Below are 24175 nucleotides of genomic sequence, written 5' to 3' on the forward strand. Positions count from 1 at the left end.
TCGCAGGTTCGAATCCTGTCTTCCCGATATTCAAAGAGTCTTCTGACTCTTTTTTTGTTATTATTATTAAAGTTTATGGTACAATTATTTTGTAGCAATTATAGATTCAAATCTATAATATTTAGAAAGGATTACTATGTTAGATATAACAATGTTTTCTAAGGCTGATTCAATTAAGGGTCAGGGTGTGGGAAGTGCTTATTTAGAATTAATAAATATGCTTAAAAATCATTTCCCTAATGAATTTAATGTGAAAATTAATAACTATTCGAAGGCTGATATTTCACACTATCATACAATAAATCCAACATACTATTTAACTACTTTTCAAAAAAAGAAACGTGGAGTGAAAGTTGGTTATGTACATTTTTTACCTGATACTTTAGAAGGCAGTATTAACCTCTACTCACCAATACAAAAATATTTTGATAAGTATCTTCTTTCTTTTTATAAAAAAATGGATGAAATTGTGGTTGTGAACCCAAGTTTTATACCTGCTCTTATTGATGCAGGATGCGATGAAAATAAGATTACTTACATTCCAAATTTTGTATCGAGATCATTATTTTATAGAAAAACTAGTGAAGATAATTTATTATTTAGAAAAAAACTTGGTATTGATAACAATAAGTTTATCGTTTTCGGAGTTGGTCAAATTCAAAAGCGTAAAGGAATTGATGATTTTATAAAGTTAGCAATGGATAATCCTGACATCCAATTTATTTGGGCAGGTGGCTTTTCTTTTGGTAAAATAACTGATGGTTATGATGAATATAAAAAGATTTATGATAATCCTCCTAAAAATTTACTTTTTCCAGGAATTTTAGATCGTTCTGAGTTGGTTGATTATTATAATATTGCTGATGTTTTTTTGTTACCTTCTTACAATGAGCTTTTTCCAATGAGCATATTAGAAGCATTTAACTGTGGTACAGCTGTAATGGTCAGAGATTTGGATTTATATAAATCTGTCATTGATGGATATTATATAGGTTGCGAAGATGTTCTTGATATGGATAGAGAAATAAAAAAATTATCTTCTGAACCGGAGGAGATTGATGCCTTATCAAGATTATCAAAAAAGGCATCCGATTATTATTCTGAAGATAATGTAGCCGGTATTTGGTTTGATTATTATACTTCAGTTTATGAAAAGCATAAAAATAACTTATAAGGAGTTTAAATGTGAAAATTGGTATTTTTTCTGATACATATTTTCCGCAAGTTAGTGGAGTTGCAACAAGCATTCGCACTTTAAAAGAACAGCTTGAAGAAATGGGAAATGAGGTCTATTTATTCACAACTACAGACCCACACTCTACAGATGCTGATGATCCGACAATTATAAGGTTACCTAGTGTTCCATTTATTTCGTTTACTGATCGTCGAGTGGTCATGCGTGGACTTTTTAGTACTTATAATATTGCTAAAAAATACGGTATTGAAATTGTGCACATCCAGACGGAGTTTGGTGTTGGTTTTTTAGGAAAATTTGTTGCTTCTCAGCTTGAAATTCCTATTGTTCATACTTTACATACTAAGTACGAGGATTATGTTCACTATATTGCAAAAGGGCATCTGATTCATCCTGGCATGATTAAATATATGATGAGAATGTTTCTTCATAATCTTAATTATATAATCTGCCCTAGTCAGATGGTCTATGATACTGTGAATAGTTACGGGGTCAAAATTCCAAAAAGAATAATTTCTACAGGGATTGATGTTACTAAGTATGATCGTCCAGACATTACGGATGAAATGATTTATGATTTAAGAAGTAAACTTGGTATCAGTGATGATGAAAAAATGCTTCTTAGTTTATCAAGAATTTCATCTGAGAAAAATATTCAAGAAGTTATCTCTGCAATGCCAGAAATTGTTAAAAGTGTCCCTGCTAAGTTAGTAATTGTAGGTGATGGTCCATATCGTCAAAACCTAGAAGAACTAGTTGATGATCTATCACTGAAAGATTATGTACAATTTACTGGTATGATAGATGCTGAAGAGACACCAATATATTATCGAGCTGCAGACTTTTCAATTAGTGCTTCAGTGAGCGAAACACAAGGTTTGACCTATACTGAGAGTATTGCCTCTGGAACTCCAATAATAGCTACTGATAATCCATATTTAGAGAGTGTCGTGAGTGCCCCTGCTTTTGGACATCTATATAAAAGTGATGAAAAATTGTCTGATGCAGTTATTATTGCTGTCAATGATACACCTAAGATGACAAAAGACTTACTTGATGATAAGCTATACAAGATCTCATCTGAATATTTTGGGAAACAAGTATATCAACTTTATATTGATACTATTATATCTTATGATTATAATGATGGTCGTAACTCGAAGGAAGAATCTTTTTCAGAATTAGTTTTGAAGACGCCAATTTCTATGGCAAAAGAAGTTGCAAAGGCACCAAAGCAACTTAGTAAAATGGCAAAGAAAGCTGGAAAATCACTTAAAATATATGGTGATGAAGAAAATGATGATATTGATAGCTCTGAATTGTAAAAATTCAGAGTTTTTTAATAAAAAACTCGTAAAAGCTAGAAAAATAAGCAATTTTTTACCTATCTTGCTGATATTGTTTAATTATTATGGTAAAATTATTAAAGATAAGAATTAATAAATAAGAGGTTTAAGATATGAAATCACATTTAGTGGCAATTATTAGCCGACTAACAGCTATGGCTGAAAGCGAAGGCGAAAAAGAAACACGTAATTTTGAACGTGAAGGTGTAGTTGTTGCCGAAGTAACTTTTGAAAAAGAAACTGAAACATTTACCCTTAAGTATGTTGAAACTAAGGAACTTGCAACTTTTGATAGCATTGACTTAGTAGCGATTGAACTTTTTGAATTACTTTACTAAAAATAAAAACTTTACTAAACAGCGATTACCTCTGTCTTGTAAAGTTTTTTTTATTTATTCCATGTTCAAGTAGGAAATTTTCCTTTTGCTTACGAGTTAATTTATTTTTAAACCAGTACTCTCTTTTTAATGCAGAATTTTTATCTTCAAATCCTTCCGAATATAAAAGTTTTACTGGGAGTCTCGCTTTGGTATATTTAGCACCTTGGCCTTTATTATGGGTCTCTATACGTTTATTAAGATTTGTAGTATATCCTCCATAAAAAGTTCCATCATTGCATAATAGCACATAAAAATAAGCTTTTATATTTGTTGATTTATTGTTTTCCATAATAAATTTCGAAAACTTCTTTCGTATAACTACCATCTGATTCATGTAATATCAGAGGTGCTAGTATTTGTTCACCACCAGGTCTACCATCTTTGATTGCATCTATTAGTAGGATATTTGCGTTCGCACCAGCTTTAGGATAGACGAACTGAATTTTTTTAGGTATTAATCTTCTCTCCCTCATCTTATCAATGATTTCAAAAAATCTATCTGGACGGTGGACCATAGCAAGATGCCCATTACTTTTTAATAATTTCTGTGAAACAGTTAATATTTCATCTAGATTTGTTGAAATTTCATGACGAGCTAATGTGTAGTGCTCATTTTCATTGATATTTGAATCAGGTTCTACTTTGAAATATGGTGGATTACAGAAGAGTAAATCTATACTTGACGGTTTTAGGTATTCTAGCGAATTTTTTAAATCATCATTGATCACGGTAACCTGCTCATCTAATTTATTTAATTGAACTGATCGACTTGCCATATCAGCGAGCCTTCCCTGTATTTCAATTTCATAAATTTTGGCTTGGGTGTTTTTACTAGCAAATAGTCCAACTGCTCCATTTCCTGCACACATATCAACAATAGTAGCGTTCTTTTTAGGGATTCTTGGAAATCTACTTAGAAGAACCGAATCTACTGAGTAACTAAACACATCTTTATTTTGAATTATTTTTACGTCTGAAGAATGAAGCTGATCAATACGTTCACCTTCTTTTAAAATTTGATTTGGCATGAAGCTATTATATCAAATTCTATCTCTAAAAGGTACATATCAAAAATTAATGACTGTAAAAAATATTTTATTGAATAATTTCATATTCGTTGTTTTTACATAAAAAATATTATAAAATAGGCTGACTAGAAAGATGGAGATATTATATGTTTTACGCATTTTTAAGAAATTTAGTAGCATTTTTACTTTATGCGGTGAATGGACGTCCAGAAGTTCATAATTTAGATAAACTACCAGATAAAGAAGAAAATTATATTTTAGTTGCTCCGCACAGAACTCTTTGGGATCCAGTTTATTTGGCTTTTCTTGCTAGACCAAAACAATTTATTTTTATGGCTAAGAAAGAACTATTCAAAAATAAGATCTTTGCTTGGTGGATAAAAAAATGTGGAGCATTTCCAGTAGACCGTGAAAATCCTGGTCCAAGTGCTCTTAAAATTCCAATTAAAGAACTTAAGGAAGGTAATAAATCATTGATTATGTTTCCTTCAGGTACACGCCACTCTGATGAGTTAAAGGGTGGAGTTGTAGCAATTGCCAAGCTATCTAAAGCAAGGATAATTCCTGCTGTTTATCAAGGTCCCTTAACATTTAAAGATTTATTCAAGAGGAAAAAAGTTAAAATGAACTTTGGTGATCCAATCGATATGAGTGATATTAAACGTGCTAATGCTGAAGGAATTGATATCGTAACTAAGAGAATCGATGAAGCTTTCAAAAGCTTGGATTATGATTTAGATCCTAATTATAAGTACATACCAGTGAAAAAATAAAAATATTAGCACTTGATATCTTTGAGTGCTAAATTTTTTGCTTTTAATGGTCAAAAATGGTAAAATATATATATTAAGAATAAATATAATAAAGTGATAGTGTAAAGAGGTAAGATATATGGCAGAAAAACGAGATTATTATGATGTACTAGGAGTTTCTAAGACTGCTAGTGATGATGAATTAAAAAAAGCATACCGTAAACTTTCTAAAAAATACCATCCAGATATCAATAAGGATGATGATGCAGAGGATAAATATAAAGAAATTCAAGAAGCTTATGAAAATCTAAGTGATCCTCAAAAACGTGCTGCATATGACCAGTATGGTTTTGCTGGAGCTAATGGTGGCTTTGGCGGTGGAGCTGGAGGTTTCTCTGGTTTTGACGGTTTTGATGGCTTCTCTAGCGGTGGTTTTAGTGGTGGCTTTGGCGGCTTTGAAGATATTTTCTCTAGTTTCTTTGGTGGAGGAGGCTCTTCTCAAGCAAGTGCAACAGCACCAAGACAAGGGGATGATCTTCAGTACCGTATCAACTTAACATTTGAAGAAGCAGTTTTCGGTGTAGAAAAAGAAATTAAATATAATCGTGAAGAAATCTGTCACACATGTGATGGAAGTGGAGCAAAACCAGGAACTGAAGCAGTAACGTGTCCAAAATGTGGAGGACGCGGTCAAGTACAAGTTGCTAGAGAAACTCCAATCGGACGTGTTATGTCAACACAAACCTGTGATGTTTGTCATGGTACTGGTAAAGAAATCAAAGATCCATGTCCAACATGTCATGGAGAAGGACGTGAAAAAGTTGCCCATACTGTTAAAGTAAAGGTTCCAGCTGGAGTTGAAACTGGTCAACAAATGCGTTTAGCAGGTCAAGGTGATGCCGGAGTTAATGGAGGACCATACGGAGACTTATACGTGATCTTTAATGTTAAGGAAAGCAAGAAATTCCATAGGGAAGGTAGCGAAGTTTATTATGACCTACCTATAAGCTTTATCCAAGCAACATTGGGTGCAGAAGTAGAAGTTCCAACTGTTCATGGTAATGTTAAATTGAAGATACCAGCAGGAACTCAAACAGGTACTAAATTCCGTTTGAGAGGAAAAGGAGCTCCACGCTTGAATGGAAATAGTAATGGTGATCAAACAGTCACTGTTAACATAGTTACTCCTAAGAAACTTAATGATGAACAAAGAAAAGCTCTTGAAGCATTTGCCAAAGCAAGTGGAGAAGGTGTAAATCCACAGAAAGAAGGATTCTTTGACAAAATAAAAAAGGGTTTCGAAGATCTATAAGATTTGAATAAATAAGTGATTTGTATTAATCAGGTAATACTGGTAAATGCAAATCGTTTTTTTATATATTTGAGCCCATATATTTACTGATATTTCAATTGATAGTATAATACGCATATGAATATTGAAAATTATAGGCCAGACTTTTTACTGGAAGCTGTTTACCAGCTAGATGCAGAGAGCTTGAAGAAACATAACATTTCTACAGTTATGGTAGATTTAGATAATACTCTAATAGCTTGGAATAATCCTGATGGAACACCAGAACTTCGAGCATGGCTTGAAGAGATGAAGAGAGAAGGAATTACAGTTATTGTTGTTTCTAATAATACTCATAGTCGTGTGGAGCGAGCAGTATCTAAATTTGATGTACCATTTGTAAGCCGTGCTCTAAAACCTTTTACGCGTGGAATTAACATGGCATTAAAACAACTTAATGAAAAACCTGAGAATGCAGTAATGGTTGGTGACCAGTTAATGACAGATATCCGTGCAGCTCACCGTGCAGGAGTTCGTAGCATCTTAGTTAAACAACTAGTTGAGAGTGACTCTTGGCAGACTAAATTTAATCGAGCACGTGAAAGACGAGTTTGGAAGAAAATCATTGAAAAGTATGGGGAACCAGAATGGAAGAACAGAATTTAAAAACAATCTATTTTGTTAGACATTCAATAAGAGATACTTCGATGCAAGAAGATGCAGGAGCGAGATTAACAGAAGAAGGATTAGACCTTGCTGAAAAGCTGAAGATCTATTTTATAGGTAAAGATATTAAAGAAATCTATACTAGCCCATATGTACGTACAGTTCAAACAATCACACCAACTGCGAATTTACTTTCTATTATCCCGGTTGAGGTCAATCAATTAAGAGAGCGTGAAATTGGAGCTTGGATTGATAACTTTTCAGAGTATGCCAGCAAACAATGGCAGATTTTTCCTATAAATTAGATAATGGTGAATCCCTGGAAGAAGTCCAAAAACGTATGTATGAAGCATTTAAGGGAATAAATTCCAAGTCAGAAGATAATTATATACTTTCTGGACACGGCACTTCCTTAGCACTTCTTTTTAACCAATTAACAAATGGTAATTTTGGTTATGATGAGTGGAAAGAAATGCAATGACCACATGTTTTTAAGTTGGTATATAATGTTGGGAAAAATGTAGTTGAATCCTTTGAGAGTGTAGAATTTCAAAATTAAATTATAAATAAGAGATGATGTTTAAGACATTGTCTCTTTTATTTTATGAATATAAAAGTATTTTTGACTTTTGTTCTTATGGAATTAAGATTTAAAAAAATATTTTCTTTTGATTATAATTTAGTTATTTTTCCTTTATATAATTCGTTTATAAAGAATGGAGGGCAAGGATATGGAATTATTAAGATTAGAGAATATCAGTAAGGAATATAAGAATCAAGTTGTGTTGAGAGATGTGTCTTTGACTGTTGAGGAGGGGCAAATTTATGGATTGTTGGGACCGAATGGAGCAGGAAAGTCAACTCTTTTGAAGATTATTACTGGGGTGATTCGTTCAAACGGTGGTCAAATGTTTTATGATGGGAAGAAGTGGTCGAAGTCGGATTTGAGAGACATGGGAGCTATCATAGAGAATCCTGCAATTTATCCAAATCTAACTGCGCGTGAGAATTTATTGGTTATGACTCTGTTGCTTGATATTGATAAAAGTCGTATTGATGATGTTCTTAAAATTGTTTCCTTAGAGGATACGGGAGACAAGTTAGCTAAACAGTTTTCACTTGGTATGAAGCAGAGGCTTGGTATAGCTATGGCTTTGATAAATAATCCTAAGTTACTTATCTTAGATGAGCCAACTAATGGGCTTGACCCAGTAGGGATTTTAGAATTGCGTGAGTTGATGACTTTATTAGCACAGAAAGGAATTACAATTATTTTATCTAGTCATATTCTGAGTGAGGTTCAGCATGTAGCAGATAAGATTGGAATTATTCATAATGGATACTTATGTTATGAAGGCTTAAATGATAAGGATAGTACTGACTTGGAATCACTATTTATGGACATAGTTGGTGGAGGAAAAATTTGATGTTAAAGATTTTAAAATCCGAGTGGTTAAAAGAAAAACGTTCAGCGAATGCAAAACTTCTTTTATTGGTACCTATTATTTTTACAATTTTTAATTTACTAATGGTTAGGATTATGGGAATAAATCCGGTGGGACAAAGTTATATTATGGCGACAGCCTTCAATTGGTATCCACTAATTATTTTACCGACGGTGATTTCGTTACTAGTGGTGAATATTACAAAAAAAGAAAAAGAAACTAATAAGATTAAATTTAAAAGTCTGGGTTTAGATTATAACAAGCAAACAGTTTCTAAAAATCTCGTGGTTGTTTTTGAACTGACAATTATGATTATTATTACTTCGATAATTGTATATTGTTTAGGTACTTTTCTTTTAGGAGAAACTATACCTACAAAGCAAATTATTTTAGCAAGCTTTTATTTATTTATTGGAAGCTTACCAATTCTTGGTATATCATTTTTATCCACTAATTATCTAAAGAGTCCGCTAATTATTATTTTGAATTTTATTCTAACCATTTTGGGCGCTCCTATAGCTACTGAAAATTACTGGTGGTTATATCCTTGGAGCTATAGCCTGAGGATGCTATGTCCAATTCTTGGTATTTATCCGAATGGTCTTTTTTTAGAAAAAGATTCTTACCTTTTTAATTCAACTGTTCTTTATCTGGGTACAGTAGTTAGTTTAATGGCTTGGTTTACTTGCCTTACTTTTCAGTATTTGATTGATTCAAGGAGAGATAATGTATAAAATAATTAAGGCACAATGGTATAAAACTTTTAGGACACCTGTTAGTATTATCTTATTAGTATGTCCTTTACTTTTTTCCCTTTTATTACTGTTATATTGTAAGGAAAGTACTTATGTTAAAGGTATTGAGCTTAATGTATTCTTTCTACTATTCACAATAGTTGCAACTTTTTCTCTTAGTTTCTTCATTCCAATGATTTATGAACCTGATAGGGAGGCTTGCTCTTATGCCAATGAACTAAGAATAGGTAGAAGTCGCTCTAGTTTATTCATTGGTCGCTTTATACTGATAATCATTCTATTAGCTATTATAGAAATTTTTGCAGTTATTTTATTTATTATGGGTGGAAATTTATTTTTAGATATAGATTTTAATTCTATTCAATTAGTAAATTATTTCTTTATTTTTTATTTAACAAGTTTTCCGATGATAATAATTTATCAATTTGTGACACTCAGGTTTAACTATGTTGGTAGTATTTTATTAGGTTCATTTATTAGTCTATCATCAATCCTTTTAGGTACTACAAATTTGGGAGAATTATTTTGGAAATGGCTTCCTTTCGTGTGGGGGATAAAGATAAATTCTATTTATGGAAATAATATTAGTGATGTAAATATTTATTTTTATCTTTTATTAAGCCTTGTTTTCACAGCATTCTTGATGATAATTTTCATCTTTTGGTATAATAGATGGAGTGGACAGACGCAATTGGAGGAGTAAGATGAAAATTCTAGTTATAGATGATGATATAGATTTATTGAAATTAATTTCCAATAGCTTAAAAAAGGATTATGAGGTAACCACTGAAATAGATGCAGAAAAAATTGATATTAATAAGATTGAAGATTATGATCTAATTTTACTTGATGTGATGATGCCTAAGATTTCTGGTTTTGATTTTTTACGGCAAAATCGAGGGCTAATTGATATTCCAATTTTGCTTTTAACAGCGAGAGATTTTGAGGAAGATAAAATTGAGGGGTTTGCAATAGGTGCAGATGACTATATAACAAAACCATTTTCTATTGGTGAATTAAGAGCAAGGGTTGACGCTCATATTAGAAGGGAAAAACGTGAAAAACATAGATGTTTAGTTGACCAAAAGATTTCCTGTGATTTACTTTCTATGATTTTCTACTTTGATAATGTACCAGTTAATCTCACTTCATCTGAGTATAAAATTTGTGAATTACTTTTAAAGAATAAAGGGCAAGTTTTCTCAAAGGAGAAGATTTATACCTCAGTATATGGTTATGATGCTTTGGGAGATAGTAAAACATCTATAACAGAGAGGATTAAAAAGATAAGGAACAAGTTTGAAGAATATGGAATTAGTCCTATTGAAACGGTTTGGGGAGTAGGTTATAAATGGGGAACCAAAAAAGTATAGGTCGTTTGATATTAAGGTATTCAATTATTGAATTACTTTACACAGTTTTTACTCTTATTTTGTTTGCTTTTCTTTTAAATTTTTTAGTTATTAAAAATATTATTTATCCAGCATCGTATTTGTCAGAGCAACTTCCTATAGTCGAAAAAAATTTTAAAAATAAAGATTGGAATGTAGAAGATATTCCTTATTTCTATGACTATAGATTAGTTGATGGTAACAAAATCATACAAACCATTGATAGTAAATATGATTCTTATATTAAAGAGGCTAAAAAAGATGGCAGTGCGATGAATTCTGCCTTATTTGCCAACAGAAAATTTGTTTATCTCAAAAATGGTGATAAAGAGTTAACAGTTAGTTTTCGTTTTAGTCCGATTTTTACTTCCAAAAAATTATATCAATTTATTCCTAACTTTGAAGAAACATACTGGTTAATATTTTTAGTAACTTGGATTATAGGTTTTTTATTATTAGTAAGACGTACTTCTATAATCATTAGTAGGGAGCTCGCTAAAGTATCACAGACAAATTCATATATTAAGCAAATGAGGTTAGATTATCCAAGGGAAAATAGTAAGTATAAAGAAGTGAGTGAACTATTATTCTCTCTTGATTCAATGAGTGAGGAATTGAAGAGGTCATTAGAATTACAATGGTCTATACAGGGTAAGGAAAAAGAGCTAATACAATCTGTAACCCACGATATAAGGACTCCTATAACTTTAATTAAAGGAAATTTGGAGTTATTAGAAGAAGAGTCGAAAAATCATGATAACGAACTCATAGAAGATATACAAAATGGTGTTGAGAGGCTTGAAGCATATGTAAGTAAACTTTCAAACCTCTCAAAAGAGATTAATTCAGTTGGGAAAAAGGAATTTATCTCTAAGGATGTAATTGACTACTGGAATAATAATCTAGTGAGCATATGCCAAACTAATAATAGAAATCTAAAAGTCTTGAATAAAGATACCAATTATAAGCTTTTGATTGATAAGGAAGATATTGAACGTGCCCTTGAAAATATTATTATAAATTCCATTGAGAATTCACAAAAAAGTAGTGATATTTTTATCTCATATGTTTCCAATGAATTGGGATATAAAATAGAGGTAGTTGATCAAGGAGAAGGATTTGATGAAGAAAGACTTCAATATTATACTGATAAATATTTTACAAGTAAATCAAATGACGGTACAGAACATGGACTTGGTTTATATATTGTAAATGATATTGTGAAGGAAAATAATGGGAATTTGATTTTAGGGAATGCTTATAAAGAAGGTAAGATACAAGGAGCAAAAGTAGCTTTGCATTTTATGATTACTTAAAAAGAGGTTAACATACAGACTTAAATCCTTTGAAAGTGTAGAATTTATATAAAAAAATCTAGGAGAATTATCTTCTAGATTTTAATTTATCTGTAATTCTTTCTAAAGCTTTAAAGAATTCTTGGATATTATTTTCTGTCAGTCGGGTATAATTCAGTCTGAAAGACTGACAGTTGGAACTGAATAAGAATGATGGTGCAATTAATACTTTTTCTTGAAGAAAGAGGTCCCAATCTTTAATTTTGAGTGGTTTACCAAGATATGTCATCCAATAGTAGAGTCCACCTTCAATGGACTGGAATTTCCAATCACTGCTGACCATACTAGCTTCTTTTTCAAAGGTGGTACTTTTTTTGGTAAGTTGGGATAAGAGTTTCTTCTGTTTACTTTGATAGTCTGGCTGGGTTAGGGCTGTAGTGGCTAAAAGTTGGGGGAAGATTTCTGTCTGGCTATCCATTCTTTTTTTGGCGCTAGCGAGGTTGTGGATGATGTTTTTTGGCGCTAAGAGCCAGCCTATTTTGATGGTTGAACCAAATATTTTTGAAAGGGAACCAAGATAGATAACGGTTTGCGGGGAAAGCTCCTTGAGTGTTGTTGGACTTTTATGGAACGCGAGCTCTGAGAAAACATCATCTTCGATAATGGGAACTTGATACTTGCTACAGACTTCAATTATTTCCTTGCGACGAATTAGTGGCATAGTGAGTCCTGTCGGGTTTTGATAGCTTGGGTTAAGATAGAGAAGTTTGATTTTTCGACTGATGAGAATTCGTTCAAGTTCTTCAGGTATTATTCCTTCATTATCTTGAGGAATTTCTATTAGGCGGATACCAAGTGAAGCGAATAGTGGAAGATTGGCTAGGAATGATGGGTCTTCTGTAGCAAGCATATCTCCACTTTCAAGTAGTGTACGCATGAGGAGGGAAATTCCCTGGGTTGAACCTGATGTAATAAGTAGATCTTGGATCGACATATCTATATGAAGGGTGTTTTCTAAATTTTTACTAATTACGTTTTTTAAGGGGATATAGCCTGTAATATCTCTTTTTTCTTTTTCTTGCATTACTTTATCCCATGATATTGCTGGAAACTGAAAATCAGGTATTATTTCTTTGGGTAGCTCTCCTGTATAGAGGTCAATACAATCTGAATTAGACTGAATCTCTTTTAGTTTTTGGATGTAGGGATCTTCCTTGAGAAAGGGGCTAGTCCATAGCTGTTGCCAATTGGCTTTTGGTGTTTGGCGATTAAGTAAAGGCCCACTTGCTACTTCTGTGCCACTTCCCTGTCGTCTTGTAATCCAACCAAGGCTTACAAGTTCATCAAGCGCGTGGGCAATTGTTGAGCGATTGACATTGTAGTCTCTTGCCAGTTTACGCTCTGGTGATAGCTTATCGCCTGCAAGAAGGTTACCACTTTCAATTTCTTGGATAATATGATTAATTATTTGCCTGTAAAAGGGTTCTTTTTTATTTTTATCAACTTGCCACATTATTTTTTCCTTTCGAAAATTGGATGGTATAAATATAAGCCAATTGGCTCTTTTAGTCAAGCTAAACTTTCTATATACTTTATAAAAAAGGCTAGGAGATGATTATATGAAAAAAGTATTAACAATCGCTGGTTCTGACTCAACTGGTGGAGCTGGTTTACAGGCTGATTTAAAGACATTTGAAGAATATGGAGTATTTGGATTTTCTTCAATTACTTCCATTGTTACAATGGATCCTGAACAAGGCTGGAGTCATGAAGTCACAGACCTTGGCGCTGAGTTATTAAGGAAACAATTAGTTTCAGTTTTTGCAGGAGAAGGAATTGATGCCCTTAAAACGGGTATGATGGCAAGTGAAGATAATATTGAGCTTGCTAGTCAGTTTATTAAAGAATACGATATTGAAAAAGCCGTCATTGACCCAGTTATTGCATGTAAGGGTACGGCTCAGATTTTACAACCTAAGAGTGTAGAAGGATTGAAAAAGTTCTTGATTCCAAATGCTTATGTAACTACTCCTAACCTTATAGAGGCAGGAATCTTGTCTGGTCTAGGAGATATTACAAGTGTTGAAGGTATGAAAGAGGCTGCGAAAATAATTTCAGAATTAGGTGCTAAAAATGTTGTTGTTAAGGGTGGACATCGTTTAGGAATTGATAAGGCACTTGATGTTTTCTATGATGGTCAAGATTTCTTTGAGCTTGAAAATGAACTTTACAAGACAGACTTTAACCATGGGGCAGGTTGTACCTTCGCTGCGGCAATCACCGCAGGAGTTGCAAAAGATTTAAGTCCGCTTGAAGCTGCTAAACTAGCAAAAGATTTTGTAGCTGCAGGTATTAAAAATGGAGTAAGAATTAACAAGTATGTCGGACACGTATGGCATGGAGCGTACAATAAGGCAGAAGATAGATTATAGGAGAAAAATTTAATGAGAGATAGAAGGATTCAAGATATAGTTTTAGTAGCGCTTTTTGCAGCCCTAACGGCGGTAGCGACAACAATTAAGATTCCAATGCCTACAGGAGCTTTTGTACATTTGGGAAATTCAGTATTACTGTTGTCAGTACTACTTTTAGGATATGTCAAAGGGTCGCTTGCAGGTGGACTAGGTTTCGCTATATTTGATATTTTAAATGGGTACGCAAGTGAAGCACCATATTTTATTTTAGAAGCATTTATTGTTGGTGGAGCTGCATACTTAGCTTTCTTATACTTCAAAAAGAATCCGACAAACGTTGGTCAATTAGTAATTATAGGTATTGTGACAGGCATTGCAAAGGTCGGGATGACATTTTTGAAAAACTTTGTTACTCAACTTTATCTTGGTCAAAGCACAGGTGCTGCAGCTGGCTTAGCTGTCGCTAAACTGCCAGCAACTTTAATAAATGTTAGTGTAACTATATTAGTTGTGGCAGTTTTATACTTCCCACTGAGAAATGCTCTTAAGAAGGTTGCACCACAAGTTGTTGCTAGTTAATTAACACATATATTATTTAAAAAGAATCTTATTTCCGATAAGATTCTTTTATTTATGCAAAAAATTAATAAATATTCAAAAATAGCTTGATAAACATGCACAAATGTTGTATATTTATACATAAAATAAAATATGAGGTGAATATATGGGAACTTATTTGTTTTCTAATTACTCAAAGAAACCTTTTGAAATTATGTCAGCAAAAGGTTCTTATGTAGTAGATAATTTAGGTAAAAAATATTTAGATCTAACTAGTGGGATTGGTGTTTGCAATCTTGGATATCGTAATCCAAAGCTTGAGAATGCCTTGATTGAACAATCTGACTTAATATGGCATATGCCAAATTTATATGTAAGTAGTCTACAAGAAGAAGTTGCACAGAAGCTATCATACAAACAGAAATATCTAGCTTTCTTTTGTAACAGTGGAACAGAAGCAAATGAAGCTGCCATAAAATTAGTGCGTAAATATACAGGAAAAACTGAAATTATAACATTTAATAATTCCTTTCATGGTAGAACTTACGCAAGTATGACAGCAACAGGTCAGTCTTCAATACACGATGGATTCGGCCCCTTACTAGAAGGCTTTACCTATATGACTTATAACGATACAAAGTATATGGAAGCTATTACTAGTGATACTGCAGCAGTTATGCTAGAGCTCGTTCAGGGTGAAGGTGGAGTTGTACCTGCTGACTATAAATGGATTCAAAATCTTAGCAAGGTTTGTAAAGACAACGGAGTTCTGCTAGTTATAGACGAGGTACAGACAGGTATTGGACGGACTGGTTCAACTTTTGCCTTTGAACAGTATGATATTGAACCAGACATTTACACAGTTGCTAAGGGGCTTGCTAATGGAATCCCAGCAGGTGCAATGCTAGGTAAAAAAGAGTTAGGAAGTGCATTTACTCCTGGAATCCATGGTTCAACTTTTGGTGGTAATAAGCTTGCGATGGCAGTGGCCAATCAGGTTTTAGATATCTTAGAAAATACATCGATTTTAGATCAGGTTAAAGAAAAAAGTAATTTTATATTTGAAGAGTTAAAAAATCTAGATTCACCTAAAATCAGTCAAATCAGGGGATTGGGTTTTATGATTGGAATCGAACTGAAGAAAGGATGTCTTGTAGAAAAAATACTTAGTGATTTAGAAGGAAAAGGGATTTTAGCTCTTCGAGCTGGTCAAAATACTTTGCGCTTACTTCCTCCTTTAACAGTAAGTCAGAAAGAACTTGAAGAAGGTCTTAGTTCATTAAAGGAAGTTTTAGAATAATATCGGCAGAAGCTAAGAATATATATTTTAAATAATAAATGAAATGGAGGTAGTTATGAAGGCAGCAATTATTGGAATAACAGGATATACGGGACTTGAACTTTTGCGACTGATGAATAAACATCCATTTCTTGAAATTGGTGGCTTATATAGCCACTCCTATGCTGAACAAAATTTGGATGATGTTTATTTTTATTTAAAAAACTTGGTTAAGGATAATCAACTAATAAAGGAATTTGATGCCAAAGAAATAATGGCTGACAATGATTTGGTTTTCTTTGCTACACCTTCAGGGGTTTCAAAGGATCAGGCTCAGATTTTCTTAGAGGCAAACTTTCCTGTAATAGATTTATCTGGTGATTATCGGTTGAAGGGCGCATCTGAATATGAAAAATGGTATAAATCTTCTGCAAGTCATAAAGATTATTTGGGTAAGGTTAATTACCAAGTAGCTGACTTGGCTCATTTAGGGACGAAAAGTATAAAGAACAGTTCTTATATTAGTAATCCTGGTTGCTATGCGACTGCAACAATTTTAGCTCTAACACCTTTGGTAAAGGAAAAGTTAATTGATTTAAGTTCAATCATTGTTGATGGTAAGTCGGGTCTTTCAGGGGCTGGTAAGAAACTAACCGAAACCAGTCATTATGTAACGGCGAGTGAAAATATGACCCTTTACAAGGTTCATGAGCATCAGCATATTCCTGAAATTATTCAGTACTTAAAAAATTGGGATAATGATTTACAGGCTTTACACTTTACAACGAGTTTAATTCCTGTAAAGCGAGGAATTTTCATTACAGCCTATGCCAAAGTAAAAAAAGGTGTTACAGAGTCAGATTTACAGCAAGCTTTTGAAAATATTTATGCTGAAAAATATTTTGTACGTTTACAAGAACAAGGTAGACTTCCAGAACTTAGACAGGTTACTGCTAGTAATTTTTGTGATCTTGGACTATCTCTCAATAATGATACGGGAGTGGTAACGGTTGTTGCCGTAATTGACAACCTTGTTAAAGGAGCGGCAGGACAAGCTATACAAAACTATAATTTGTGGGCTGGAATTGATGAGAAACTAGGATTGGAGGACATTCCTCTTTTCCCTTAAAAGTTATAAGAGGAATTATATATGGAAATAATAGAAGGTAGCATGGCAAGTCCAAAAGGATTTCATGCCTCGGGTTTACATTGTGGAATCAAGAAAAAGAAATTGGATATTGCCTGGATTTACTCAGAAGTTCCAGCGAGTGTCGCGGGAGTTTTTACAACAAATCAAGTAAAGGCAGCACCAGTAATTCTTGATAAGGAAGTTATAAAAAATGGGAAGATACAGGCTATAATTGCAAACTCTGGAAATGCTAATGCTTGTACTGGTAAACAGGGCTTTGAGGATGCACTTTCAATGCAGAAATTAGTTGCACGAAAACTTGAAATTGATTCTAGTCTGGTAGCTGTTGCTTCAACAGGAATCATTGGTCAAGCTTTACCCATGGATAAAATTGAACAAGGGATATGTGATTTATCTAAGAATCCAGAAAATGTTCACGGCTTTGAGAAGGCTATTTTGACAACCGATACTAAAGAAAAGATGATTACTATAACTGATACTATCGGAGGGAAGGAGGTAGTTATCTCAGCTTGTAGTAAGGGATCTGGGATGATACATCCTAATATGGCGACTATGCTTGGATTTGTGACAACTGATATTAATATAGATTCAGCTCTTTTACAGGAAATCTTATCAGAATTAACTGAGGTTACCTTCAATCAAATTACAGTTGATGGGGATACATCTACTAACGATACGGTCTTGATTATGGCAAATGGACTAGCAAAAAATAATCTGATAGTTAAGGAAAGTACAGATTATCAACTGGTCAAAGATCTTTTTAAATTTGTACTAACTTTTTTAGCCAAAGAAATTGCGCGTGATGGTGAAGGTGCAACTAAACTAATTGAGGTTACAGTTGAAGGAGCAAATAGTAGTCAAGATGCAAGAATGTTAGCTAAATCAGTTGTTGGCTCAATGCTCGTGAAATCAGCAATCTTTGGTCATGATCCTAACTGGGGAAGGATATTATGTAGTCTCGGTTATAGTGGAATAAGTTTTAACCCAGAAGATGTAAATATAGAATTGGCAGAAATTCCAGTTTTTAAAAGTGGACAACCAATAGATTTTGATCATAAAAAAATGCAAAAAGCTTTAGTTGTTGATGAGATTAAAATAGCCGTTCAAGTAGGAAGTGGAAGACACACCGGTAAAGCATGGGGCTGTGATTTGACCTATGACTATGTAAAGATAAATGCTCTTTATCATACCTAGTTAGAGTTTAAAGGAGAAGAAAAATGAAAACGATAGTTGTAAAGATGGGTGGAGTTGCTTCAGATAATTTAGATTTTGAGTTTTTCCAACAAATTAAATTGTGGCAAGCTCAAGGTCATAATATTGTCATTGTTCATGGCGGAGGTAACTATATTTCGCAGATGATGGAAAAAATGAATGTTCCAGTAGAAAAGAAAAATGGTCTACGCGTAACCAATCAAGTGGCTCTTGATATTGCACGCTTGGCTTTGCTTGGACAAGTTCAACCCATGTTGACAGGTCGTTTTCAGGCAGAACAAATTTCTGCCCTAGGATTAAATGCTGCCTCTGATAGATTAATTGAAGGTCATATTATAGATTTTCATAAGTTCGGTTATGTTGGTCAAGTGGATAAAATTAATATTTATCTTCTAGAAAATTTAATGGAGATTAGGCAAGTCCCAATTATTGCTCCTTTGGGTATGACAGAAGATGGTCAATGGCTTAATATCAATGCTGATGATGTGGCTGCACAAGTTGCAAGCCAACTTCAGGCAGATGAGCTTTATCTTTTGACCGATGTCCCAGGAATTAAGAAAGAAAATATATGGATGAAAAAAATTCCTACTGAGGAGATTGATGAACTTAAGGATAAAAAGATAGTTACAGGTGGTATGCTTCCTAAGATTGAGAGTGCCAAGAAGGCGCTTAAGGCCGGAGTAGGGGCAGTATTTATTAATAATTGTATTAGCAGTAAGGGTACTGAAATTGGCGCCTTTTAGAGTGAGGAGATGATATATGGAATTTCAAGGTAAGAGTTTTTTAGCGGAGAAGGATTTTAGTAAGCAAGAATTAGAGTTTTTGATAACTTTTGCTATTCATTTGAAAAAATTAAAAAAGTTAGGCGTTCCTCATCGTTATTTAGAGGGTAAAAATATTGCTCTTCTTTTTGAAAAGACATCAACTAGAACTCGTTCGGCTTTTACAGTAGCTGCTCTTGATTTGGGTGCGCATCCAGAGTTTTTGGGAGCTAATGATATACAGTTAGGAAAGAAAGAGTCGGTTGAGGATACTGCTATCGTGCTTGGTAGTATGTTTGATGGTATTGAGTACCGTGGGTCTAGTCAGCAGGCAGTAGAGGATTTGGCCAAGTATTCAGGTGTTCCTGTTTGGAACGGCTTGACTAACGAGTGGCATCCTACACAGATGATTGCTGATTTCATGACCGTTCAGGAAAACTTCGGTCATTTAGAGGGTGTTAATCTTTCATATATTGGTGATGGACGTAACAACATGGCAAATTCGCTGTTGGTAACGGCTAGTATTTTAGGAGTAAATATTAATATTGTTGCTCCTGAAGAGTTACAGCCTGATACAGAAATTGTAAATATAGCAAGAGAGTTTGCTAAAGGTTCGGGTGCAAAAATTCTAATTACATCAGATATTGATCAAGGGGTGAAGGGTGCTGATGTTATTTATACAGATGTTTGGGTTTCTATGGGAGAAGAAAGTGAGTTTGAAGATAGGGTGAAAAAACTTTTGCCTTATCAGGTAAATATGGATATGATTCAAAAAGCACAAAATGAAAATTTAGTCTTTCTTCATTGTTTACCTGCATTTCATGATACTGAAACTAGCTATGGTAAAAAAATATTTGAGCAGTTTGGTATTGGTGAAATGGAGGTTACTGACGAAGTGTTTAGAAGTTCATACGCCAGACAGTTTGAACAGGCAGAAAATAGAATGCATTCCATTAAGGCGATAATGGCAGCTACTCTGGGAAATATCTTCATTCCGAGCAATTGATTTCGCAATTATTTATTGTTAGACTATTATTAAATATCGAGCTGTTATTAAATTTACATAAATTTTGACCGTTTATGACGTTTTTCTTACCATTCATGAAAGTTCTATGTACTTATACAAGAATAAGATGTAGAATAATCATAAGGTGATAAGGGGAAATATTACTGGATATTTTAATAGATTCTCATATGTATCATGGCCTGATGCATATGGGTTGCATAGTCAAAGTCTATTGTAATCAATGGGATAGAATTTGGGGAGAGGCATGCTGGGGAGTGTGTCTTTTTTGTTGTCATAAAATAGGTAGTTAATGAATGTCAGTATTTGTTTGGATATTAAATAAGATATCCATAGGTTAAAATCTCTTCTACATGTTATAATGTTAGGAAAGAAAGGATTGCCTATGTTTGTTTTATCCGTAGTTACCCAAGTTATCTTATATTGGTCAATTTTTTATCAGATTTCGAAAATAAAGATTAAACCACTGTTTGTGGTAATCTCGGTTGCTTATTTTTTGGCCACCACATATTTTCTAGATGCTTTTAGTATTTTTGATATAATTCCTTTCTTTGGCATATATGCTTATTGCATGGAAGGTATTAAACAAAAATCTTTAGCTTACTTTTACGCAATTTATACAGCTTTTGCTTCTATATTGTTAACCAACTTTTCAGATGCAATCCTCTATGAGTTTGGCATGGGGAATTTCTATGATAAGCATTTTATGTTAATGGATTCTGTTACTTCACTAGTCCCGATATTCATTCATTACGTAATACTTAAAATTTCTCGTATTGACTTTGATCAAGTGGACAGTAATAGTCTTTTTATCAAGAAAAATTTACTTCTTCCAGTTAATATTATTCTTTCAATCTTTTATTTACTGATTATTTTCCTTTCTTATTATGAAATTATTTTGAGAAAGGCAAGTACTGCGTCGGAATATACCAAGTATATTTTGTTCCTAGAAATCTTTGGTTTCTTCGCAATTTTGGCATTTATAGGAAATAGGATTAAGGATTATTGGAGGATGCAGATTGATGAGGCTAGGGAGACACAATATCATAATCTCAATCTTTATATAAATGAGGTTGAAGGAATGTATCAGACTATTCGCGGTTTTAAGCATGATTATAGTAATATGCTTATAAGTCTTAAACAGAGTGTTGATTCAGGTGATATCTGTCAGGTACAAGAAACTTATGAAGAAATTTTGAATTCAGCTAATCTAAAATTGACTGGCAGGACTATGAATATTGCTGAGTTGGCTAATGTAGGAGATCCGGCTGTTAAGAGTGTTTTGTTTTGGAAACTAACTGAGGCTAGGCAAAAGCATATAGAGGTTTCAATAGAGATTAAGAAGTATATTGAAAAAATTGATATGGATATTTTAGATTTTGTTCGTCTGACATCCATTATTCTTGATAATGCAATTGAGGAGGCTGTGACGACTGCAAATCCCAAGCTGAATTTTGCTCTAATAAAAGAAGAACATGAGACAGTTATGGTAGTGCAAAATTCTTGGAATGTTAAAAATATTGCTATTAGTAGAATCTTTGAAGAAGGCTATTCTTCAAAGGGTGAAGGGCGAGGAACTGGTCTTTTCAATGTACGTCAAATTATCAATTTGTATGATAATACTTCAATTGATACTGAAATTGATAACCACTACTTTACGCAAATAATTTCAATTGGAGATGAAATTTAATGAATATTTTTATACTTGAAGATGACGTTTTTCAGCGTAATAGATTAGAAAACCTACTTGAATATTTAAAGACAGAAAAGGGATATGATTTACATATTGTAGCCTCCACAGAGAATCCAAGGGAATTAATAGATTTAATTAAAAATTCTTCTGAAGAAAATCTTTACTTTCTTGATATTCAAATTAAGGATGAAGATAAGAAAGGAATGGAAGTTGCGCAAATTATTAGGGGAATAGATGAGAAGGGAACCATTGTTTTTGTAACTACCCATTCAGAATTTGCTGCTCTTACATTTTCTTATAAAGTTTCTGCCTTGGACTTCATCGCAAAGGACTTAGATAACGTTAATTTTGATAAGCAAATTGAAGAAGTCATACAGTTTGTTGAAAAAAAAAATAAGAAAGATGAGCGAGAAATGCTCGTGATAAATACTAAGTTTAAGGACATACGTGTTCCTTTAGATGAGGTACTTTATTTTGAAACATCTTCACAGCCACATAAGCTTATTTTAATAACCAGTAAAAAGAGGATTGAGTTCTATGCCAAACTTAGTGATATAGAAGGAAAACATCCTAAACTTACTCGAACTCATAAATCTTTTGTAGCAAATATAGACAATGCTGTGGAACTAGATAAAAGTAATTTAACGATTAAATTCTTTAATGGAGAACAGTGCTATGTTTCACGTAGAAAGATAAAACAAATCCAAACATTAATTGATGAAAAATTATAAAACCACCAAAATTCTTGGTGGTTTTTGTATTTACTTAAAAAAATTAAATAATCACTGTTGACAAAAAGTAAAACTAGGATTATTATTTTGTATATACTTAAATAAATTAAGTTTTAACAAAATAATTTTTTTGATTATGTAAATAAACTTTGCAGAAAATTCACATTGACTACTAATTAGAAGGAGAATAGCATATGAAAAAGGGATTGAAGTTATTAAGGTATAGAAGTGTCAGGATTGCTGTATTATTCAAATTAATAGAGGCGTTTTTAAGTGTTCTAAGTTCATACTCATTGTCATATATTGTCGTTAGTAGTATGGATGAATTAGTAAAAAACGTAAGTTGGATATTGTTAATCTTTTTTTCATATGCTGTATCGATGTTTTTTAGTAATAAGGCACAAGCTCTTTCTGAATACTATGTAGTACAAGATATAAAGCAAAAAACTGATAAGTGGATGGCAAGTCTCTCATTTGAAAAATATCATAAAAAAGACCATGGTGAATGGCTATCTATTTATGTAAATGACGTGAATAGAGTTACAGAATTAACTCTCAATAAGTATTTTTCTATGGTTGAAAATTTAGCAGTAACTATTTTCGTTTTCCTATCATTGTTTTCTATTCATTACAGCATGGCAGTTATTGCATTAATATCCTTGCTTTTGATGTCCATTGTTCCTAAATTTTTCCAAAAGACACTTTCAAAGTATATTTTAGGTTTACAGGATTCAAAAGAAAAATATTTATCGAAAATGCGAGAACTATTGCAAGCATATGATACATTTCAAGAAAATACTGCTTTCCATCTTTTTTTTAGAAAGTCTCGTAGAGCCTCAGAGGATTTTTCAAAATTTGTTTTACAAACACAAAAGTTTACTTCTTTTATGAGTTCTTGCCTGACTTTAACTAATTCAATTGTTACAGTGGTTGCTTTGACTTTATTATCATATAATGTGATGTTAGGAAATGTTAAAGCAGGAGCATTTTTATCAGTCTCTGCATTATTTCCTTCCTTTGGAGCTGCAGTAATGCAGTTTCTTTCAGAAAAAGAATTTTATAATTCTGGTCAAAAACTCTATGATAGTAAGTTTTCTATGGTCAACAATGAAAACTTTAATGAAGAGTACTTTATAAAAGCTTATAAAGAAAAGGTACAAGATGACGAAATCGAATATAATTTTGAAAAGAAAACTAAAGATATTAATAGTATGCAACTAAATAGTATACAGTTGAAATATGATAATAAGACTATATCTTTCCCTGAACGAGTGGAATTTAAGAGCGGATTCAAGTATGCTATAATTGGAGAAAGCGGTTGTGGTAAATCAACTTTACTTAGAATTTTAACAGGTCAGGAAAAGAATTATTCTGGAGACTACGAGGTAAATCAAGAAATATTAGATGGCGTCCTATTTGATAATATGTCTTATGTGAATCAGACAACATTTTTACTTAATGATACAGTTAGAAATAATATTGATTTTGAAGGAACTGCTAGTCAAGAAGATCTTGAGAACATCTTAAAGCTGCTAAATCTTGAAAATATTAGTTTAGATCAAAAAATTGTTGACAACGGGAAAAATCTTTCTGGTGGTCAGCGTCAAAGAATATCTATAGCACGTGCGCTTTTAAGAAAGAAACCAATAATTATTCTTGATGAAGCAACAGCTAATCTTGATAAAGTAACTGCCAATAAAATTGAAAATTACATATTAGAAAAAGTTGATACAGTTATTATGATTAGTCATCATTTGACAAAAGATATAGAAGATAAATTAGATAAAATTATTAGATTGGGATGAAAAT

Annotated in this window: 26 protein-coding genes; 23 read left to right on the forward strand and 3 right to left on the reverse strand. The window is 32.9% G+C overall.

What is annotated here, in order from left to right; all coding sequences use genetic code 11:
* Window positions 1-136: 136 nt before the first annotated feature.
* From BG261_RS06690 to BG261_RS06700, 3 genes are all read left to right on the forward strand, one after another.
* A complete protein-coding gene (locus BG261_RS06690) occupies window positions 137-1174 on the forward strand; it encodes a glycosyltransferase family 4 protein (protein ID WP_070792487.1) in 1038 nt (345 codons plus the stop codon).
* Between the two features lie 11 nt (window positions 1175-1185).
* The gene (locus tag BG261_RS06695; RefSeq protein ID WP_070792489.1) at window positions 1186-2520 is read left to right on the forward strand and encodes a glycosyltransferase family 4 protein; all 1335 of its coding nucleotides are present in this window, start codon (window positions 1186-1188) and stop codon (window positions 2518-2520) included.
* Window positions 2521-2654: 134 nt separating this feature from the next.
* A complete protein-coding gene (locus BG261_RS06700) occupies window positions 2655-2879 on the forward strand; it encodes a YkuJ family protein (protein ID WP_070787461.1) in 225 nt (74 codons plus the stop codon).
* Between the two features lie 25 nt (window positions 2880-2904).
* Here the strand turns inward: BG261_RS06700 and BG261_RS06705 are convergent, their stop codons facing one another.
* Both BG261_RS06705 and BG261_RS06710 read right to left on the reverse strand, forming a co-directional pair.
* The gene (locus tag BG261_RS06705) at window positions 2905-3210 is read right to left on the reverse strand and encodes a GIY-YIG nuclease family protein (protein ID WP_070792492.1); all 306 of its coding nucleotides are present in this window, start codon (window positions 3208-3210) and stop codon (window positions 2905-2907) included.
* The gene (locus BG261_RS06710) at window positions 3197-3949 is read right to left on the reverse strand and encodes a tRNA1(Val) (adenine(37)-N6)-methyltransferase (protein WP_070792494.1); all 753 of its coding nucleotides are present in this window, start codon (window positions 3947-3949) and stop codon (window positions 3197-3199) included. Before BG261_RS06710 ends, BG261_RS06705 begins: the two co-directional genes overlap by 14 nt.
* 146 nt (window positions 3950-4095) lie before the next feature.
* Between BG261_RS06710 and BG261_RS06715 the strand changes: the two genes are divergently transcribed.
* The 10 genes from BG261_RS06715 to BG261_RS06755 all read left to right on the forward strand — a co-directional run bounded on the left by BG261_RS06715 (window position 4096) and on the right by BG261_RS06755 (window position 11565).
* The gene (locus BG261_RS06715) at window positions 4096-4722 is read left to right on the forward strand and encodes a lysophospholipid acyltransferase family protein (protein WP_070792495.1); all 627 of its coding nucleotides are present in this window, start codon (window positions 4096-4098) and stop codon (window positions 4720-4722) included.
* 118 nt (window positions 4723-4840) lie between these two features.
* On the forward strand, window positions 4841-6013 hold the full coding sequence (dnaJ, locus tag BG261_RS06720) for a molecular chaperone DnaJ (protein ID WP_070792497.1): 1173 nt from the start codon (window positions 4841-4843) through the stop codon (window positions 6011-6013).
* Between the two features lie 117 nt (window positions 6014-6130).
* On the forward strand, window positions 6131-6658 hold the full coding sequence (locus BG261_RS06725; protein ID WP_070792500.1) for a YqeG family HAD IIIA-type phosphatase: 528 nt from the start codon (window positions 6131-6133) through the stop codon (window positions 6656-6658).
* Window positions 6640-6963 (forward strand): histidine phosphatase family protein, encoded by a 324-nt coding sequence (locus BG261_RS11685; protein WP_083318292.1) that lies wholly within the window; start codon window positions 6640-6642, stop codon window positions 6961-6963. Before BG261_RS06725 ends, BG261_RS11685 begins: the two co-directional genes overlap by 19 nt.
* The gene (locus BG261_RS11690; RefSeq protein ID WP_083318293.1) at window positions 6939-7139 is read left to right on the forward strand and encodes a histidine phosphatase family protein; all 201 of its coding nucleotides are present in this window, start codon (window positions 6939-6941) and stop codon (window positions 7137-7139) included. Before BG261_RS11685 ends, BG261_RS11690 begins: the two co-directional genes overlap by 25 nt.
* A 250-nt stretch (window positions 7140-7389) precedes the next feature.
* Window positions 7390-8085, forward strand: coding sequence for a lantibiotic protection ABC transporter ATP-binding subunit (locus tag BG261_RS06735; RefSeq protein ID WP_070792502.1), 696 nt, complete (start codon window positions 7390-7392; stop codon window positions 8083-8085).
* Window positions 8085-8837, forward strand: coding sequence for a lantibiotic immunity ABC transporter MutE/EpiE family permease subunit (locus BG261_RS06740; protein ID WP_070792504.1), 753 nt, complete (start codon window positions 8085-8087; stop codon window positions 8835-8837). The genes BG261_RS06735 and BG261_RS06740 overlap by 1 nt, the downstream gene beginning before the upstream one ends.
* Window positions 8830-9561 carry an ABC-2 family transporter permease gene (locus BG261_RS06745; protein ID WP_070792506.1) on the forward strand — a complete coding sequence of 244 codons (732 nt, stop codon included), beginning with the start codon at window positions 8830-8832 and terminating at the stop codon, window positions 9559-9561. The genes BG261_RS06740 and BG261_RS06745 overlap by 8 nt, the downstream gene beginning before the upstream one ends.
* A 1-nt stretch (window position 9562) precedes the next feature.
* Window positions 9563-10231: a response regulator transcription factor gene (locus BG261_RS06750; protein WP_070792509.1), complete on the forward strand. Its 669-nt coding sequence runs from the start codon at window positions 9563-9565 to the stop codon at window positions 10229-10231.
* On the forward strand, window positions 10210-11565 hold the full coding sequence (locus BG261_RS06755) for a sensor histidine kinase (protein ID WP_070792510.1): 1356 nt from the start codon (window positions 10210-10212) through the stop codon (window positions 11563-11565). The genes BG261_RS06750 and BG261_RS06755 overlap by 22 nt, the downstream gene beginning before the upstream one ends.
* Window positions 11566-11632: 67 nt before the next feature.
* On the opposite strand, the gene BG261_RS06760 is transcribed toward BG261_RS06755, so the two are convergent.
* Window positions 11633-13117, reverse strand: a complete 1485-nt coding sequence (locus BG261_RS06760) for an aminotransferase-like domain-containing protein (RefSeq protein WP_233278909.1) — start codon at window positions 13115-13117, stop codon at window positions 11633-11635.
* Between the two features lie 46 nt (window positions 13118-13163).
* Between BG261_RS06760 and thiD the strand changes: the two genes are divergently transcribed.
* From thiD to BG261_RS06810, 10 genes are all read left to right on the forward strand, one after another.
* Window positions 13164-13976, forward strand: a complete 813-nt coding sequence (thiD, locus tag BG261_RS06765) for a bifunctional hydroxymethylpyrimidine kinase/phosphomethylpyrimidine kinase (RefSeq protein ID WP_070792514.1) — start codon at window positions 13164-13166, stop codon at window positions 13974-13976.
* Window positions 13977-13988: 12 nt separating this feature from the next.
* The gene (locus tag BG261_RS06770) at window positions 13989-14537 is read left to right on the forward strand and encodes an ECF transporter S component (protein ID WP_070792516.1); all 549 of its coding nucleotides are present in this window, start codon (window positions 13989-13991) and stop codon (window positions 14535-14537) included.
* 145 nt (window positions 14538-14682) lie between these two features.
* A complete protein-coding gene (gene argD, locus BG261_RS06775) occupies window positions 14683-15816 on the forward strand; it encodes an acetylornithine transaminase (protein ID WP_070792518.1) in 1134 nt (377 codons plus the stop codon).
* A 55-nt stretch (window positions 15817-15871) separates the two neighbouring features.
* Complete coding sequence (gene argC, locus BG261_RS06780) at window positions 15872-16924, forward strand: N-acetyl-gamma-glutamyl-phosphate reductase (RefSeq protein WP_070792520.1); 1053 nt, start codon at window positions 15872-15874, stop codon at window positions 16922-16924.
* Window positions 16925-16945: 21 nt separating this feature from the next.
* Window positions 16946-18139: a bifunctional ornithine acetyltransferase/N-acetylglutamate synthase gene (gene argJ / locus BG261_RS06785; protein WP_070792522.1), complete on the forward strand. Its 1194-nt coding sequence runs from the start codon at window positions 16946-16948 to the stop codon at window positions 18137-18139.
* A 23-nt stretch (window positions 18140-18162) separates the two neighbouring features.
* Entirely contained in the window at window positions 18163-18900 is a 738-nt protein-coding gene (argB, locus tag BG261_RS06790) for an acetylglutamate kinase (RefSeq protein ID WP_070792524.1), read from the forward strand.
* 16 nt (window positions 18901-18916) lie between these two features.
* Window positions 18917-19924: an ornithine carbamoyltransferase gene (gene argF / locus BG261_RS06795; protein WP_070792526.1), complete on the forward strand. Its 1008-nt coding sequence runs from the start codon at window positions 18917-18919 to the stop codon at window positions 19922-19924.
* Between the two features lie 403 nt (window positions 19925-20327).
* On the forward strand, window positions 20328-21632 hold the full coding sequence (locus BG261_RS06800; protein ID WP_070792528.1) for a sensor histidine kinase: 1305 nt from the start codon (window positions 20328-20330) through the stop codon (window positions 21630-21632).
* Entirely contained in the window at window positions 21632-22366 is a 735-nt protein-coding gene (locus tag BG261_RS06805; RefSeq protein ID WP_070792530.1) for a LytR/AlgR family response regulator transcription factor, read from the forward strand. Before BG261_RS06800 ends, BG261_RS06805 begins: the two co-directional genes overlap by 1 nt.
* 194 nt (window positions 22367-22560) lie before the next feature.
* The gene (locus BG261_RS06810; RefSeq protein ID WP_070792532.1) at window positions 22561-24171 is read left to right on the forward strand and encodes an ATP-binding cassette domain-containing protein; all 1611 of its coding nucleotides are present in this window, start codon (window positions 22561-22563) and stop codon (window positions 24169-24171) included.
* Window positions 24172-24175 lie beyond the last annotated feature (4 nt).

Source organism: Floricoccus tropicus, from assembly GCF_001832905.1.
In the GTDB taxonomy this organism is placed as follows: domain Bacteria; phylum Bacillota; class Bacilli; order Lactobacillales; family Streptococcaceae; genus Floricoccus; species Floricoccus tropicus.

Coding starts and splice junctions, on each gene's coding strand:
- BG261_RS06690 (WP_070792487.1), top strand. CDS start 137: ATGTTAGATATAACAATGTTTTCTAAGGCTGATTCAATTAAGGGTCAG.
- BG261_RS06700 (WP_070787461.1), top strand. CDS start 2,655: ATGAAATCACATTTAGTGGCAATTATTAGCCGACTAACAGCTATGGCT.
- BG261_RS06705 (WP_070792492.1), bottom strand. CDS start 3,210: ATGGAAAACAATAAATCAACAAATATAAAAGCTTATTTTTATGTGCTA.
- BG261_RS06710 (WP_070792494.1), bottom strand. CDS start 3,949: ATGCCAAATCAAATTTTAAAAGAAGGTGAACGTATTGATCAGCTTCAT.
- BG261_RS06715 (WP_070792495.1), top strand. CDS start 4,096: ATGTTTTACGCATTTTTAAGAAATTTAGTAGCATTTTTACTTTATGCG.
- dnaJ (WP_070792497.1), top strand. CDS start 4,841: ATGGCAGAAAAACGAGATTATTATGATGTACTAGGAGTTTCTAAGACT.
- BG261_RS06725 (WP_070792500.1), top strand. CDS start 6,131: ATGAATATTGAAAATTATAGGCCAGACTTTTTACTGGAAGCTGTTTAC.
- BG261_RS11685 (WP_083318292.1), top strand. CDS start 6,640: ATGGAAGAACAGAATTTAAAAACAATCTATTTTGTTAGACATTCAATA.
- BG261_RS11690 (WP_083318293.1), top strand. CDS start 6,939: ATGGCAGATTTTTCCTATAAATTAGATAATGGTGAATCCCTGGAAGAA.
- BG261_RS06735 (WP_070792502.1), top strand. CDS start 7,390: ATGGAATTATTAAGATTAGAGAATATCAGTAAGGAATATAAGAATCAA.
- BG261_RS06740 (WP_070792504.1), top strand. CDS start 8,085: ATGTTAAAGATTTTAAAATCCGAGTGGTTAAAAGAAAAACGTTCAGCG.
- BG261_RS06745 (WP_070792506.1), top strand. CDS start 8,830: ATGTATAAAATAATTAAGGCACAATGGTATAAAACTTTTAGGACACCT.
- BG261_RS06750 (WP_070792509.1), top strand. CDS start 9,563: ATGAAAATTCTAGTTATAGATGATGATATAGATTTATTGAAATTAATT.
- BG261_RS06755 (WP_070792510.1), top strand. CDS start 10,210: ATGGGGAACCAAAAAAGTATAGGTCGTTTGATATTAAGGTATTCAATT.
- thiD (WP_070792514.1), top strand. CDS start 13,164: ATGAAAAAAGTATTAACAATCGCTGGTTCTGACTCAACTGGTGGAGCT.
- BG261_RS06770 (WP_070792516.1), top strand. CDS start 13,989: ATGAGAGATAGAAGGATTCAAGATATAGTTTTAGTAGCGCTTTTTGCA.
- argD (WP_070792518.1), top strand. CDS start 14,683: ATGGGAACTTATTTGTTTTCTAATTACTCAAAGAAACCTTTTGAAATT.
- argC (WP_070792520.1), top strand. CDS start 15,872: ATGAAGGCAGCAATTATTGGAATAACAGGATATACGGGACTTGAACTT.
- argJ (WP_070792522.1), top strand. CDS start 16,946: ATGGAAATAATAGAAGGTAGCATGGCAAGTCCAAAAGGATTTCATGCC.
- argB (WP_070792524.1), top strand. CDS start 18,163: ATGAAAACGATAGTTGTAAAGATGGGTGGAGTTGCTTCAGATAATTTA.
- argF (WP_070792526.1), top strand. CDS start 18,917: ATGGAATTTCAAGGTAAGAGTTTTTTAGCGGAGAAGGATTTTAGTAAG.
- BG261_RS06800 (WP_070792528.1), top strand. CDS start 20,328: ATGTTTGTTTTATCCGTAGTTACCCAAGTTATCTTATATTGGTCAATT.
- BG261_RS06805 (WP_070792530.1), top strand. CDS start 21,632: ATGAATATTTTTATACTTGAAGATGACGTTTTTCAGCGTAATAGATTA.
- BG261_RS06810 (WP_070792532.1), top strand. CDS start 22,561: ATGAAAAAGGGATTGAAGTTATTAAGGTATAGAAGTGTCAGGATTGCT.